Here is a 14,159-nt window from a genome sequence, read left to right as displayed (position 1 = left end):
ACGATGAAGCTGACCTCGACTTTGACTGGTCGCATCGACGGGCTAACCGACCTTCGCGCGAGGCTGCAGATCCTTTCGGCCCGCCACCGAGCGTCACTGCTTATTGCCGCGACCGCGCTGTTCGCATGCGGCAGCTGGTACGCCTTTCGATCGCTTGGCCTGTCTCCGCTCGATCTTGATCTCCGGGCGCTTCTGGCAACAGTGCTGCTCATGCCGCTGTCGCTGCTCTATTCCGGACTGGGGCTGGTCCTGCTTTCGCGCTGCGTGGGGGCAAAGACATCTCTGCAGCAGGCTACGACAATCGCCTCATACGGCACTCTGGCCGAGGCATTGCCCGTACCGGGCGGAGCAATGGTCCGGGTTGGCGCACTGATGGCGGCCGGGGCCAGCGCTACGCGAAGTTCGCTGCTGGTGCTGATGACAGCGGTCTTGTGGATTGCCCTTGCGAGCCTCGGATGTGGCTTTGCCTTGTGGCTTCATCAGGCCCCTGCCAGCTGGCTCCTTGCCTCTGTCGGCCTTGTCGGCGTGATCATGACTGTCTCTTGGCTGGCGCGACACGTCGGAGCGAAGCTGACACTGCTGACCGTCGGCCACCGCTTCTCCGGACTGGTCCTGATCGCGGTTCGGCTTCACTTCGCGCTGCTGTGTCTGGGATTGCTGGTGCCGCCGATCAATACGCTGCCGTTTGCCCTGGCAAACATTGCGGGCTCTGCGGCGTCCATCGCTCCGGCGGGCCTCGGCATCAGCGAAAGCCTTGCCGCGCTTGTTGCGGGATCCGTCAAGGTAGCGCCGGCGGCGGCGTTCCTTGCCGTCGGGCTTGACCGTCTGGCCTGTCTGGCGGCCAGTGCGCTTGCCGTGCTTGCCAGCCTTCTCACCAGAGGGCCGAGCCAGGCACCTCAAGGCGACGGCAGATGACTGGAAAAACGGTCGTCTGGGGCACGTTCGATTGTGGCAAGCCGCGCGTGCGGATCATGCTTGAGGCCTTGCGCGAACTCGAGCCAAACCTTGTGGTTTGCCACCGCTCCCCATGGACCGGGATCGAAGACAAATCCGTGCTTGGACCACGCGCGCGCGTAATGGTCCTCCTGCGCTGGCTGGCGGCCTATCCGGCTTTGCTGTTCGCCTATTTGCGGGCGCCGCGTCATGACCGCGTGGTGGTACCTTACCCCGGTATTCTCGATGTTCTGATCCTCTACCCTTTCGCCAGACTGCGCGGTGCGCAGATCTGCTGGGACATGTTCCTTTCAGCATACGACACTGTCGTGATCGACCGGCAGATGCTTCGCGCCAACGGTCTGTTCGCCAGGCTGCTCTACGCCACCGAATGGCTGGCGACGCGCGCCGCACAGACCATACTGCTCGATACCCGCGAACATGCCCGCTATATCGCCGACCTCTATCGCCTGCCTGCGGCCAGGACAAAATCGGTCTGGGTCGGGGTCGAAAGCGACGTTTTCACGCCCGCGCGCAATCCACCGACCGGAAAGCCTGTCAAAGTCCTGTTCTACGGCCAGTTCATTCCGTTGCACGGCCTGCCGGTCATCGTCGAGGCTATCCGCCAGATCGCTGGACGTCTCGATGCACCGGCAATGGAATTCACGATCATCGGCACCGGCCAGGAACAGCCGACCGTCGATGCCATGATCAAGGAACATCAGTTAGGGAATCTGAGGCGTGTTCCTTGGGTGGACTACAGCCTCCTTGGACAGAAGATTGCCGATGCCTCGATCTGCCTCGGCGTGTTCGCCGCCGACGGGAAGGCAGCTCGCGTAATCCCGAACAAGGTGTTTCAGATTCTCGCTGCAAAGCGACCGCTGGTAACCATGGACTGTCCTGCGATACGGGAGATCATAGCGCTTGGCAGGTCGATAAGGCTTGTTCGCCCCGGAGATCCCTCAGATCTTGCCGACGCTCTGGTCGCACTGGCAAACGAACTGTGCGACCCTGCAAAGGCTGCAGAAATTCATGAGGCCGCGCAGAAGGAAATGCCCATGGTCGGAATGACTGTCGTCCGGGAACAACTTGCAAGTGTGCTGGAGACACAGTGAGCACGACCACGATGCCCCTCGCCCCGTCCGAAGCCCGGGAAAACCTGTTCCGCAAGGACAGGCAATACGGGCCTATGCTGGAAGGATCATGGGTGCCGGCCCCTCGCTACGTACTTCGGCGAGAGCGCATCTTGGCAGCTCTGGCCGCACGAGCGCCGGGACGTGTCCTGGAGGTAGGCTGCGGCGCTGGCGCCTTGCTGCGCGAACTGGCCGATCTCGGGCACGAATGCACCGGCCTTGAAGCCGCCCCCGCCGCCGCGTCGGTGGCACGGACCATGAACAACGGTGCAAATCGCACGCAGATCGTCAGCGATCCTTCTTCCGACTGGAACGAAGGTTTCGACATTCTTCTGGCGTTCGAGGTGCTTGAACACATCGAGCAGGATGCGCAGGCACTTCGGGAATGGCTGGCATGGTTGAAGCCCGGCGGCCTAATCATACTGTCGATGCCGGCCCACATGCGCAGCTGGAGCAAGCGCGACGAATGGGCGGGCCATGTCCGGAGGTACGAGCGCGAAGATATCCTGAGACTGGCTGCAGAAGCCAAGGTCCAAATCGAGCTGATCGAGTGCTACGGTTACCCCCTGGCAACCTTTACCAACTGGCTTGCAAACAAGCGATTCCGGAACAAGGAAAAGGCTGGAGGTGCGGCTGATCCGCTTGCCGCCACGGCAGCCAGCGGAACAGACCGTTCGGTCGATCTTGCCTATTTCGGCATGCAGCAGAACTGGCTCGGTCGCTTCGCCATGACGCTGGCCTGCTGGACCCAGCGACTGTTCCTGAAGACAGACCTTGGCGACGGATACATTATCGTCGCCAGCAAGTCCTGAAATGGCACGCATTAGGAAATCTTCAAAGTTTCAAGTCTATTCACCATTCCTGAAGACGGATCGCTGACCAGATTGGTCGCATGATCCTCGGGAAGCTGACGGGAAACTGCGGATGAGCGCTTTCGGGCGAAAGAACGGTATTGCAGGCACGAGCAGCGGAGGCCGTCCTTCGTTTGGCGTCGCGCGCCCCATGCGCAATGGCGAGGCACCGCAAGCAGCGAGTCCCTCGCCGGCCGCCGTACCGATGCCAATGCCCATGGGCGGCGATCAGTTTCCGCCGCTGCCACCGATGGACCCGGTCGATGCGCCGGCAAACGCCGCGTCGCTCAAGGCTGATGCGCTCACCCGCCTTGCTGATCGCGCCAATGGCGTGAACGAGGGCAACTACCAGGCGGAAGGCTTCGAGGCCTCGGTTCACAAGATCAAGGAACAGGTGCTGCCGCGCCTGCTCGAACGCGTCGATCCGGAAGCGGCGGCCACGCTGACCAAGGACGAGCTTTCGGAAGAGTTCCGCCCGATCATCCTTGAAGTTCTGGCGGAACTGAAGGTTACCCTGAACCGCCGCGAACAGTTCGCGCTGGAAAAGGTGCTGATCGACGAATTGCTCGGCTTCGGTCCGCTCGAGGAATTGCTCAACGACCCCGACGTGTCGGACATCATGGTCAACGGGCCAGAGCAGACCTACATCGAAAAAAAGGGCAAGCTTCAGCTCGCCCCGATCCGGTTCCGCGACGAAAGCCACCTGTTCCAGATCGCGCAGCGGATCGTCAACCAGGTCGGCCGCCGCGTCGACCAGACCACGCCGCTGGCCGACGCCCGCCTCAAGGACGGCAGCCGTGTCAACGTCATCGTGCCGCCGCTCTCCCTGCGCGGCACCGCCATCTCGATCCGCAAGTTCTCCGAGAAGCCGATCACGCTCGACATGCTGCGCGATTTCGGCTCTATGTCCGACAAGATGTGCACCGCGCTCAAGATCGCGGGCGCCTGCCGCATGAACATCGTCATCTCGGGCGGTACCGGTTCGGGCAAGACGACCATGCTCAACGCCCTGTCGAAGATGATCGATCCGGGCGAGCGCGTGCTGACCATCGAAGACGCCGCCGAACTTCGCCTGCAGCAGCCGCACTGGCTGCCGCTCGAAACCCGCCCGCCGAACCTTGAAGGCCAAGGCGCGATCACCATCGGTGACCTTGTGAAGAACGCCCTGCGTATGCGTCCTGACCGCATCATCCTCGGCGAAATTCGTGGCGCGGAATGCTTCGACCTGCTCGCCGCGATGAACACCGGCCACGACGGCTCGATGTGTACGCTCCACGCGAACAGCCCGCGCGAGTGTCTGGGCCGTATGGAAAACATGATCATGATGGGCGACATCAAGATCCCGAAGGAAGCCATTTCGCGCCAGATCGCGGAATCGGTCGACATCATCGTGCAGGTCAAGCGCCTGCGCGACGGTTCGCGCCGCACGACCAACATCACCGAAGTGATCGGGATGGAAGGCGACGTGATCGTGACGCAGGAACTGTTCAAGTTCGAGTATCTGGACGAGACCGAAGAGGGCAAGATCATCGGTGAATTCCGCCCGTCGGGTCTGCGCCCTTACACCCTGGAAAAGGCGCGCCAGTTCGGTTTTGATCAGGCTTACCTCGAAGCCTGCCTCTGATCCGGGATCAGGCCGCGAACCATTCCCTCGCGGCCAGCCCCAGGAACACGCAGGCGGCGATGAACGTGACCATGTAGATCACGGTCCAGGGCATGAACCCGACCGCATCAAGGTTGACCCGCCGCAGCCGACGGCGCTCCGCCCACACCGAGGTCAGGGCGACGGTGAGCGCCAGCGCTCCCGCCGTGAGGTGAAACTGCCAGATGTGCGGGAACAAGTCTTCCATTGCCCGCCAGATGGGCAAGGAAGGGGTTGATCGCAAGGGGCAAAGGCCTATTGCCCAAGGCAATGTCCGCACCGAAGCCACCCGCCCAAGACCGTCCGATGCTCGCTCTCGGCCTGCGTTTTCTGGCGACGGTGCTGTTCTCCGTGATGCTGCTGCTGGTCAAGTTGACTGGCGAGCGCAACATTGCCCTGCCTGAAACGCTGTTCTTTCGCCAAGCCCTCCCCGCGCTGGCCATCTTCGGCTGGCTGGTCGCGCGCGGACAGGTTGGGCGCCTTAAGACAAAGCGCCCGTGGATCCACGCCCGGCGCGCCCTGATCGGCGGTACGGGCATGTTTCTCACTCTCGGCGTTGTCAGGCTGCTGCCGCTGGCAGAGGCGACAATTCTCGGCTTCACCACGCCGATCTTTGCCGTGATCCTGTCCGCTGTCTTCCTGAAGGAAAAGGTCGGCGTCTGGCGCTGGACCGCCGTGCTGATGGGCCTCCTTGGTGTGCTGGTGATTGCTGGACCGGACACGTCAAGCCTGCCACCCTTCGGCATTGCAGTAGGCATTGGCGCTGCATTCATGGTCGCTCTGGTGACCATTCAATTGCGGGACCTCGGACGCACCGAAGAGCCTCTCACCGTGGTCTTCTACTTCTCGGCCTTCAGCGCGCCGGTGCTTGCGCTGGGCCTGATCGGGCAGGACTTGCACCACGATCTGGTGGGGTGGGCCATGCTGATCGGGATCGGCGTCTCCGGTCTGTTCGCGCAGATCGCGATGACCGCATCGCTCCGCTTCGGCTCGGTCTCCAGCGTGATCGTGGTCGATTACATCCAGTTGGCATGGGCGACGTTCTGGGGCTGGCTGATCTTCGACCACCTTCCGCCGGCTACGACGTGGCTTGGTGCGCCGATCATCATCGGGGCGAGCCTGCTCATCGCCTGGCGCGAGCACGTGCTTTCGCGCAGCCGGAACCCTGCCCCTCTGGCCACGTGATGGAACCGCGCCAGCCATGGCGCGTTTTCCCCTTCGTCCTGATCGTGAGGCCTGTCCTCACAAAACAAGTTCGAAAGGTGAAAGCCATGATCCGCAAGTTCGTTTTCGCCACCATGATGGGTGGCCTTCTCCTCGGCGCCACCGCCTGCAACACCGTTCGCGGCGCCGGCGACGACCTCAAGTCGGCCGCAAACACGACCGAAGAAGCAATCAACTGATCGTTTCTTTGGCGAGAAAATGGGCCGCTCCAGACATCCGGGGCGGCCCTTTTCGTATCTTTAGTCCTTGTAGACCAGCTTGGGCTTTCGCGCCGCCAGCGTCTCATCAAGGCGACGGCGTGGAGCCAGATGCGGGGCTGACTTGAGCAGTTCGTCCCCTGCCCGCGCCCGCTCGGCCAGCGAGCGCATGGCACCGATGAACTGGTCGAGCCCGGCCTTGCTCTCGGTTTCGGTCGGCTCCACCAGCATCGCGCCGTGGACGACGAGCGGGAAGTAGACCGTCATCGGGTGATAGCCCTCGTCGATCAGGCCTTTGGCGAGATCGTTGGTCGAGAACCCTGGGGCAAAGCCATCGTCAGAGAACAGCGCTTCGTGCATGCAAGGGCCTGCTGCACCGAACGGGGCATCGAGCACGTCGTCGAGGCTGCGAAGCACGTAGTTGGCGTTCAGCACCGCATCGCCAGATACCTGCCGCAACCCGTCAGCGCCGTGGCTGAGGATGTAGGCGAGCGCGCGGGTGTACATGCCCATCTGGCCGTGGAAAGCGCACATGCGGCCGAACGCATGCGGGTGCTCCTCATGCGCCTGCTCTTCCTCGATCAGCTTGATCGAGCCATCGGCCTGCCGCGCGGTGAAGGGCAGCGGACCGAACGGGGAAAGCGCTTCGGACAGCACCACCGGCCCTGAACCCGGACCACCGCCCCCGTGCGGGGTGGAGAAGGTCTTGTGCAGGTTGATGTGCATGGCATCGACGCCAAGGTCACCCGGACGCACGCGCCCGACGATGGCGTTGAAGTTGGCACCGTCGCAATAGACGTATCCGCCCGCAGCGTGGACCGCATCGGCGATGATCTTGAGATCACGCTCGAACAACCCGCAGGTGTTGGGATTGGTAATCATCACGCCCGCAACGTCCGGCCCAAGCCGCGCAGTGAGCGCTGCGGTATCGACGCGACCGTCCGGGGTGGCCGGGATATTCTCGACCTTGAACCCGGCGAAGGCCGCCGTCGCCGGATTGGTGCCATGCGCGCTTTCCGGCACGAGGATGACGTCGCGCGGATCGCCCTTGGCTTCCAGAGCGGCGCGGATGCAGAGCAGACCGCAAAGTTCGCCATGGGCACCGGCCTTTGGCGTCATCGCCACGCCGTGCATGCCGGTGAGTTCGATCAGCCAGTGCGCCAGCTCGTTGATCACACCCAGTGCGCCTTGCACCGTGTGGACCGGCTGCAGCGGATGAACGTCGGCAAAGCCGGGCATGCGCGCGACCTTCTCGTCAAGCCGCGGGTTGTGCTTCATCGTGCACGAGCCGAGCGGGAACAGGCCGAGGTCGATCGCATAGTTCTGCCGCGACAGGCGGGTGTAGTGGCGGACGGTCTCCGGCTCCGACAGGCCCGGGAGATCGGGACGTTCGGCCCGTGCCATCGGCCCAAGGGCCGAAAGGTCGATGCCATCGGTCTCGGGGAAGTCCACGCCCGAACGATCGGCATTGCCGAGTTCGAACAGGAGTGGCTCCTCGAGCTGCAATGCGCGGTTGCAGGTGAAGGTCTGGATGCCGTTGTCGGGCGCGTTCTCGCCCATCGAGGGACGCCATCCGGTGGGATTGATCGCGTTCATGCCAGCACCTCCTTCAGCGCCGAGACCAGCGCGGCGATGTCCTCGTCAGTCGTGCATTCGGTGGCAGCGACGACCATGCCGTTCGCGAGCGCCGTTTCCTGCGGATAGAGCCGCCCGAGCGAGATGCCGCCCAGCACCTGACGGTCGGCGAGATCGCGGACGATCTGGCGCGCGTCGGTCGGCAGGGTCACCGCGAATTCGTTGAAGTAATGGCTGTTGACCACCGTCACGCCGGGCACCCCGGCCAGAGCGGCAGCCGTCTTGCGCGCGGCGAGGTGGCTGAGCTTGGCCATGTCCGCCAGACCCGAACCGCCGAGCAGCGTCATGTGGATCGAGAAAGCCAGCGCGCACAGGCCGGAGTTGGTGCAGATGTTGCTCGTCGCCTTCTCGCGGCGGATGTGCTGCTCGCGGGTGGAGAGCGTGAGCACGAAACCGCGCTTGCCATCGGCGTCTACCGTCTCGCCACAAAGGCGACCGGGGATCTGGCGCAGGTACTTCTCACGGCAACCGAACAGGCCGAGGTACGGGCCGCCGAACTGGAGGCCGACGCCGAGCGACTGCCCCTCGCCCACGACGATATCGGCGCCGAGGCTGCCAGGGCTCTGCAGCACGCCAAGCGCGACCGGTTCGGTCACCACCGCGATCAGCAGCGCACCCGCGCCTTGGGCGGCGGCGGCAATCTTGGCGAGATCGGGGATGCGGCCGAGTATGTCGGGGTATTGCACGACGACGCACGAGGTTTCAGCGTCGATCTTCGCGATCAGCGCATCATCGTCGGGCGTGGCTTCCAGAACCGGCGCGCTGGTGTCGAGCACGTCGCCGGTGAACTTTGCCATCGTGCGCGCGGTTTCGACATAATGCGGATGCACGCCGCCCGATAGCACGGCCTTGCCGCGCTTGGTCACGCGGCCCGCCATGGCAATCGCTTCCCAGCACGCAGTCGAACCGTCGTAGAGCGAGGCATTGGCAACGTCGGTGCCGAACAGCCGCGCTACCTGCGTCTGGAACTCGAACAGCACCTGCAGCGTGCCTTGCGCGATTTCCGGCTGATAGGGGGTGTAGGCCGTAAGGAATTCGCCGCGCTGGATCATGTGATCGACAGTGGCGGGCACGTGGTGGCGATAGGCCCCGGCGCCAAGGAAAAACGGCACCGATCCGGCAGTGGTGTTGTTCGCCGAAAGCCGCGCCATGTGGCGTTCAACGGCCAATTCGGTGGCATGGTTGGGCAGGCCTGCGATGGGGACGGCAAGGCGCGCCTCGGCGGGCACATCGGCGAACAGTTCGTCGATCGAGCCCGCGCCGATGACCGAGAGCATTGCGCTCCGGTCGGCGTCGGTCAGGGGAAGGTAGCGCATGGGATCACAGCTCCGCGACGTAGGCCTGGTAGGCGGCCTCATCCATCAGGCCTTCGAGTTCGGCTGTGTCGGAAAGGGTCATCTTCCACAGCCAGCCCTCACCTTCGGGGTCCGAGTTGACCAGTTCGGGCTCGTCTTCGAGCGCCGCGTTGGCCACTGTGACCTTGCCCGAGACCGGGGCGTAGACGTCGGACGCAGCCTTGACGCTGTCGACCACCGAGGCGCTGTCGCCCTTGCCGACCTCGCTGCCCTCGCCGGGGAGTTCGACGAAGGTGATGTCGCCCAGCTGGCTCTGCGCGTAGTCGGTGATCCCGACCGTCGCTTCAGCGCCTTCGACCGCGATCCATTCGTGGTCCTTGGTGAAATAGCGGCTCATCAGGCGGCTCCTTTGCGATGGTAGCGATGGGGAACGAAAGGCATGGGCACGACGCTGGCGGCGAGCTTGCGGCCGCGCACGTCGATGGAAAGCGGGGTGCCGGGGGCAGCGAGATCGGCCGGCACATAAGCCATGGCGATCGGGCGCTCGAGGCTGGGCGAGAAACCGCCCGAAGTGACGGTGCCGACTTCGGTTTCGCCGGAAAGCACCTTGGCGCCTTCGCGCGCGGCCATGCGGCCTTCGATGGCGAGGCCGACGCGACGGGTGGGCGCTCCGGCACCGATCAGCGGCAGGACCTTGTCCGCGCCGATGAAGCAACCTTCGTTGCGGCGGCGCTTGTTGACGCCGAACAGCAGGTCGGCGCTCACGGGATCGACCGTTTCGGTCATGTCGTGGCCGTAGAGCGGAAGGCCGGCTTCAAGTCGCAGGCTGTCACGCGCGCCTAGGCCGATGGGTTTCACCTGCGACTGGGCGCAGATCAGGTCGGCAAGTTCGGCTGCATTTTCGGCCGGAACCGCGATCTCGAAGCCGTCTTCGCCGGTATAACCCGAGCGGCTGATCCACGCATCGACCCCGCCGAGCTTGAACTGGCCGCCGCGCATGAAAGTGAGTGCGGAGAGCGGGTGCTCGCCGGTGACCAGCTGTTCGAGGGCTTCAAACGCCTTCGGGCCTTGCAGCGCGAAGAGCGCGCTGTCCTCAAGGTGATTGATGGTGACCGCATCGGGCAGATGCTCGCGCAAGTGGCCGATGTCATCCCACTTGGTCGCGCCGTTGACGACGAGATAGAAGCCGGTGCGCCAGCGCGTGACCATCAGGTCGTCGAGAATACCGCCCTCTTCGTTGAGCAGCAGCGAATAGCGCACGCCGCCGACAGGCAGGGTCGAAAGGTCGATTGGCAGGACAGCTTCAAGCGCCGCCTCCACGTCTTCGCCTGACAGGTAGAGCTGGCCCATGTGCGAAACGTCGAAGAATCCGGCGTTTTCGCGGGTCCAGAGGTGTTCGGCGATGATTCCTTCAAACTGGACCGGCATCCAGTAACCGGCGAAATCGACCATGCGGCCGCCGCGCGCGCGGTGCCACTGGTCGAGCGGCAAGGTCAGCGGGCCGGCCGGCACGTCCGGATCGACGTCGGCAATTTCGCCGGAGTTATTGCCAGAGCTATTGTATGTGTCGCTCACAAATATCATTCCCGTGCAGTTCAGACGCCATGCGGCGCCCCCTCTGTCACGGAAACCTGAGAGCTTTCCCCCGCCCGCCTCTCCAGACGGGTTTGGATGGGGTTACCCCTTCGGCGGCCCTTCCCTTTGCGGGAAGCGGCACTTTCCAGAGTGTCGCTATCGACCAACGCGGTCCATTTGCCTGAGAGATTCCGGGGCGGTTGCTCCTTCGGCGTCTCTCGATCCTGAACGAATCGAGAGAACTCTCCCGCGCGATCAGCGACGGTTCCTCTTCGTTGCAGTGCAGCGTGAAGTCAACCGCCGTGAGACGAGCTTATCCCCGGCGCAGGATGCGGCGCATCTCGTCATGCTGGTGGACGAAGCGCCCGCCCTGCTTTGCGCCGGCCAGCGTCAGGATCACGCGAGCAACGTCGCTGGCCTTGGCCGAGCGGTATTTGCGCAACGACCCTAGCATCAACAGGTCCGCCAACGGACTGAGGATCATGCCGATCCGCTCCGCAGGGCGCGGCGCGCCTTCGCGTTTCCCGCGCAGCAGGCCGGGCCGGATCACGTCGAGCCGATCCAGATGCAGCTTGGCCAGCTTGTCTTCCACCTCGCCCTTGACCGAGAGGTAGAAGTTCTTCGACGAGAACTGCGCGCCGACCGAGGATATCACGATCAGCTGCCGCGCGCCCGCAGCCTTGGCGGCAGCGGCACATTCCAACACCAGGTCGTGATCCACAGCGCGGAAAGCCTGCTTGTCCCCGCCGACAGCCTTGATCGTGGTGCCAAGCGCAATAACCACAGTATCCGGGCGGCCTGCCGCAATGGCATCGGACCAGTGCCCGGTGTCGGACAGCAGCATCTCCATCCGCGCCCCCTTGGGCAGCGGCACTTCGCGCCGCGCGACGGCGACGAGGTGGATATCGGAGCGGCCTACCGCTTCGGCCATCACCGCGCGGCCGATCAATCCGGTGGCACCGACAAGAACCACACGCGTCTGCTCAGACATTGCGCAAACCCTCCGGCGCCTGTCCGAACAGCCTGGCGTAGCTGTCGATCGCATAGCGGTCGGTCATGCCCGAGATGAAGTCGGCCATGTGCCGGGTCTTGGCGGGTTCGGTTGCCGGAAGCGAAGCCTGCCAGCTTTCGGGCATCAGCTTCGGATCGTCGGCATAGGCCTTGAACAGAGAGGCAATCACGCCCTTGGCGCGGTCCGCCGTCTGGCACTGCTCCTCGTGCAGATAGAGGCGCTGGTACATGAACTGCTTGAGCGCCCGCTCCTCCTCGCCCATCGCCGCCGAGAAAGTCGCCAGCGGACGACCGGCGCATCGCACATCCTCGACGCTCGCAACGCCTGTCTCTGCGATGTTGGCCTGTGCCGTCGCGATCACGTCGTTCACCATGTGGCCGATCTGGCCGCGCACCAGCTCTCGCAGCATCCGGTCCTGCGGGGCACCGGGAAAGCGACGTTCGATTTCGCGCCACTGCTCGGCCACCGAGGGTAGTTCGAGCAGCTGGTCGAGACACAGGAACCCTGCCCTCAGCCCATCGTCGATGTCATGGTTATCGTAGGCGATGTCGTCCGATATCGCCGCGACTTGCGCTTCCAGCGAGGCAAAGGTGGTAAGGTCCAGCGGGAAGGCCGCGTCCAGTTCCTCAAGCGCCCAGGTCGGCTTGAAGATCGGCCCGTTATGCTTGGCGAGTCCCTCCAGAGTCTCCCACGACAGGTTTAGCCCCTCGTGCCCGCAGTAGGGGCTTTCGAGTCGCATCAGCACGCGCAGGGTGTTCGCGTTGTGGTCGAAGCCCCCCGCCCCGGCCATCGCCTCTTCGAGCGCGTCTTCGCCAGCGTGGCCGAACGGCGGATGGCCGATGTCGTGAGCAAGGCACAGCGCCTCGGTCAGATCCTCGTCCAGTCCCAGAGCGCGGGCAATCACACGCCCGATCTGCGCCACTTCCAGGCTGTGCGTGAGGCGCACGCGGTAGTGGTCGCCATCGGGGGCGATGAACACTTGCGTCTTGTGGCGCAACCGCCGGAATGCGATCGAGTGAATGATCCTGTCGCGATCACGCTGGAACGCGCTGCGAGGGCCGCGCGAGGCCTTGTCGTCCAGCCCGAACTCACGGCCCCGTGTGCGCGCCGGATCGCTGGCGTAAGGTGCGCGGCCCTCGATCACGCTGCGCTCAACCGAGAATCCAGTCGACTGCCGCCTGCGCATGGATGCGCGTGCCGTCGAAGATCGGCAGGACGTTGGCATCGACGTCGATCACCATGTCGAGCTCGGTGCAGGCCAGCACCGCTGCCTGCGCCCCACGCTGCCCCATGTTGGTCAGCATGGTCTTGAACGTGCGCTCGGCCGAGCGCGAGGCCTTGCCCAGCATCAGTTCGTCGTAGATGATCTTGTCCATCGCCTCGACTTCCTCGACCACCGGCGGCAGCAGGCTGACGCCGTGGGCGACGAGGCGCTTGCGGTAGAAGCTTTCCATCACGACGTTGCGAGTGCCGATCAGCGTGGCGTTGCTGACGCCCGCTTCCTTCATCTTCGCGCCCACCGCGTCGGCAATGTGGATCACCGGCACCGAGACTGCTGCCGCCACTTGATCATAGACCTTGTGCATCGAATTGGCGCCAATGAGCAGCGCGGTTGCTCCGGCCTGTTCAAGCCTGCGGGCGCTGTCGGTCAACACCTCGGCAGCATGGTCCCACTGCTCTGGCGTGGACAGCCGGATCAGATTGGTGAAGTCAAGGCTTTCAATCAGCAGCGGCGCGCTTGCCATTTTCGAGGTGCGCGCCTGAACCAGCTGGTTGATGTCTTCGTAGTAGGTGCGGGTCGAAACCCAGCTCATGCCGCCGATAAGGCCGATCTTGCGCAAAACGTTAACTCCCCGGGCTGGGATGACAGCCCCCTGTATGCACCGGCATTACGAAAGGCCGCGCGACAGGTCCAGACCGCTAGCGCTTCTTCTCCGGCGCCAGACCGCTCGCACAGAGCGCTGCGGCGCTTGTCGTGACGCCGAGCAGTTCGGCATCGCCGAGGCGCTTCACCGTGGCGACATAGTCGGCAAGGCCGCGCTTTGGTCCTTGGAGGGCCTGCAACCGCTTGAGCTGTCCGATGCTCAGCCGGTCGGTCATGCGTGTTGCCATGCACGAGGCGTTGGAATCGGAAAGGCCCGCATCGACCAGAGCCGAGCGGACCTTTCCATAAGCCAGTTTCGAGGGCGCGCAGGCTGCCACCGTCAAGGCAATCGCGATGACGGCAGCGCCTTTGCGCATCAGTGCTGCCCCAATCAGTGCTGGAGCGCCTTGACGATGTCTTCGACCATCTTCTTGGCGTCGGCCAGCAGCATCATCGTCTGGTCCATGTAGAACACGTCGTTGTCGACTCCGGCATAGCCCACACCGCCCATCGAGCGCTTGACGAAGAAGATCGTCTTGGCCTTGTCGACGTCGAACACCGGCATGCCGTAGATCGGCGAGGATTTGTCGGTCTTGGCCGCCGGATTGACCACGTCGTTCGCGCCGATGATGAAGGCAACGTCAGCCTGCGCGAACTCGCTGTTGATGTCCTCCAGCTCGAACACTTCATCGTAGGGCACGTTGGCTTCGGCAAGCAGCACGTTCATGTGGCCGGGCATGCGGCCCGCGACCGGGTGGATGGCGTACTTGACGTTGACGCCTTCCTTCTTGAGCACGT

16 protein-coding genes and 2 riboswitches are annotated in these 14,159 nt (G+C 63.9%); of the genes, 6 read left to right on the top strand and 10 right to left on the bottom strand.

Features of this window, described 5'->3' with window-relative positions:
• Nucleotides 1–3 precede the first annotated feature (3 nt).
• The 4 genes from I2488_RS02670 to I2488_RS02655 all read left to right on the top strand — a co-directional run bounded on the left by I2488_RS02670 (nt 4) and on the right by I2488_RS02655 (nt 4,541).
• Nucleotides 4–915 (top strand): hypothetical protein, encoded by a 912-nt coding sequence (locus tag I2488_RS02670; protein ID WP_196274283.1) that lies wholly within the window; start codon nt 4–6, stop codon nt 913–915.
• 56 nt (nt 916–971) lie between these two features.
• The gene (locus I2488_RS02665) at nt 972–2,048 is read left to right on the top strand and encodes a glycosyltransferase (RefSeq protein ID WP_246465482.1); all 1,077 of its coding nucleotides are present in this window, start codon (nt 972–974) and stop codon (nt 2,046–2,048) included.
• Nucleotides 2,045–2,878, top strand: a complete 834-nt coding sequence (locus I2488_RS02660) for a class I SAM-dependent methyltransferase (RefSeq protein ID WP_343070969.1) — start codon at nt 2,045–2,047, stop codon at nt 2,876–2,878. Before I2488_RS02665 ends, I2488_RS02660 begins: the two co-directional genes overlap by 4 nt.
• A 112-nt stretch (nt 2,879–2,990) precedes the next feature.
• Nucleotides 2,991–4,541 carry a TadA family conjugal transfer-associated ATPase gene (locus I2488_RS02655; RefSeq protein WP_196274282.1) on the top strand — a complete coding sequence of 517 codons (1,551 nt, stop codon included), beginning with the start codon at nt 2,991–2,993 and terminating at the stop codon, nt 4,539–4,541.
• Nucleotides 4,542–4,548: 7 nt separating this feature from the next.
• Here the strand turns inward: I2488_RS02655 and I2488_RS02650 are convergent, their stop codons facing one another.
• Nucleotides 4,549–4,767 (bottom strand): hypothetical protein, encoded by a 219-nt coding sequence (locus I2488_RS02650; RefSeq protein WP_196274281.1) that lies wholly within the window; start codon nt 4,765–4,767, stop codon nt 4,549–4,551.
• Between the two features lie 62 nt (nt 4,768–4,829).
• Here I2488_RS02650 and I2488_RS02645 point away from each other — a divergent pair, with 62 nt between their 5' ends.
• Both I2488_RS02645 and I2488_RS19690 read left to right on the top strand, forming a co-directional pair.
• A complete protein-coding gene (locus tag I2488_RS02645) occupies nt 4,830–5,744 on the top strand; it encodes a DMT family transporter (RefSeq protein ID WP_246465455.1) in 915 nt (304 codons plus the stop codon).
• Between the two features lie 86 nt (nt 5,745–5,830).
• A complete protein-coding gene (locus I2488_RS19690) occupies nt 5,831–5,962 on the top strand; it encodes a hypothetical protein (RefSeq protein WP_255460619.1) in 132 nt (43 codons plus the stop codon).
• Nucleotides 5,963–6,022: 60 nt separating this feature from the next.
• Here I2488_RS19690 and gcvPB read toward each other — a convergent pair whose 3' ends face one another.
• From gcvPB to I2488_RS02600, 9 genes are all read right to left on the bottom strand, one after another.
• Entirely contained in the window at nt 6,023–7,576 is a 1,554-nt protein-coding gene (gene gcvPB, locus I2488_RS02640) for an aminomethyl-transferring glycine dehydrogenase subunit GcvPB (protein ID WP_196274280.1), read from the bottom strand.
• The gene (gene gcvPA, locus I2488_RS02635; protein ID WP_196274279.1) at nt 7,573–8,931 is read right to left on the bottom strand and encodes an aminomethyl-transferring glycine dehydrogenase subunit GcvPA; all 1,359 of its coding nucleotides are present in this window, start codon (nt 8,929–8,931) and stop codon (nt 7,573–7,575) included. Before gcvPA ends, gcvPB begins: the two co-directional genes overlap by 4 nt.
• Nucleotides 8,932–8,935: 4 nt before the next feature.
• Complete coding sequence (gene gcvH, locus I2488_RS02630; protein ID WP_196274278.1) at nt 8,936–9,307, bottom strand: glycine cleavage system protein GcvH; 372 nt, start codon at nt 9,305–9,307, stop codon at nt 8,936–8,938.
• Nucleotides 9,307–10,443 (bottom strand): glycine cleavage system aminomethyltransferase GcvT, encoded by a 1,137-nt coding sequence (gene gcvT / locus I2488_RS02625; protein WP_343070985.1) that lies wholly within the window; start codon nt 10,441–10,443, stop codon nt 9,307–9,309. The genes gcvH and gcvT overlap by 1 nt, the downstream gene beginning before the upstream one ends.
• A gap of 75 nt (nt 10,444–10,518) precedes the next feature.
• A riboswitch (glycine riboswitch) is annotated at nt 10,519–10,644 on the bottom strand.
• Nucleotides 10,645–10,745: riboswitch (glycine riboswitch) on the bottom strand. It lies immediately after the preceding riboswitch.
• A 53-nt stretch (nt 10,746–10,798) separates the two neighbouring features.
• Nucleotides 10,799–11,476 (bottom strand): NAD(P)H-binding protein, encoded by a 678-nt coding sequence (locus I2488_RS02620; protein WP_196274276.1) that lies wholly within the window; start codon nt 11,474–11,476, stop codon nt 10,799–10,801.
• Nucleotides 11,469–12,683 (bottom strand): deoxyguanosinetriphosphate triphosphohydrolase, encoded by a 1,215-nt coding sequence (locus I2488_RS02615; RefSeq protein ID WP_196274275.1) that lies wholly within the window; start codon nt 12,681–12,683, stop codon nt 11,469–11,471. Before I2488_RS02615 ends, I2488_RS02620 begins: the two co-directional genes overlap by 8 nt.
• Nucleotides 12,649–13,338, bottom strand: a complete 690-nt coding sequence (locus tag I2488_RS02610) for an aspartate/glutamate racemase family protein (protein ID WP_196274274.1) — start codon at nt 13,336–13,338, stop codon at nt 12,649–12,651. Before I2488_RS02610 ends, I2488_RS02615 begins: the two co-directional genes overlap by 35 nt.
• Before the next feature lie 79 nt (nt 13,339–13,417).
• Nucleotides 13,418–13,738: a hypothetical protein gene (locus I2488_RS02605; RefSeq protein ID WP_196274273.1), complete on the bottom strand. Its 321-nt coding sequence runs from the start codon at nt 13,736–13,738 to the stop codon at nt 13,418–13,420.
• Nucleotides 13,739–13,752: 14 nt separating this feature from the next.
• On the bottom strand, nt 13,753–14,159 hold a 407-nt coding region (locus I2488_RS02600), incomplete at its 5' end, for an NAD(P)(+) transhydrogenase (Re/Si-specific) subunit beta (RefSeq protein WP_196274272.1).

It is taken from the genome of Novosphingobium jiangmenense (genome assembly GCF_015694345.1).
Classification (GTDB): domain Bacteria; phylum Pseudomonadota; class Alphaproteobacteria; order Sphingomonadales; family Sphingomonadaceae; genus Novosphingobium; species Novosphingobium jiangmenense.
The sequence above is the reverse complement of the archived record's forward strand: the minus strand, read 5'-3'. Positions and strand labels throughout refer to the sequence as shown.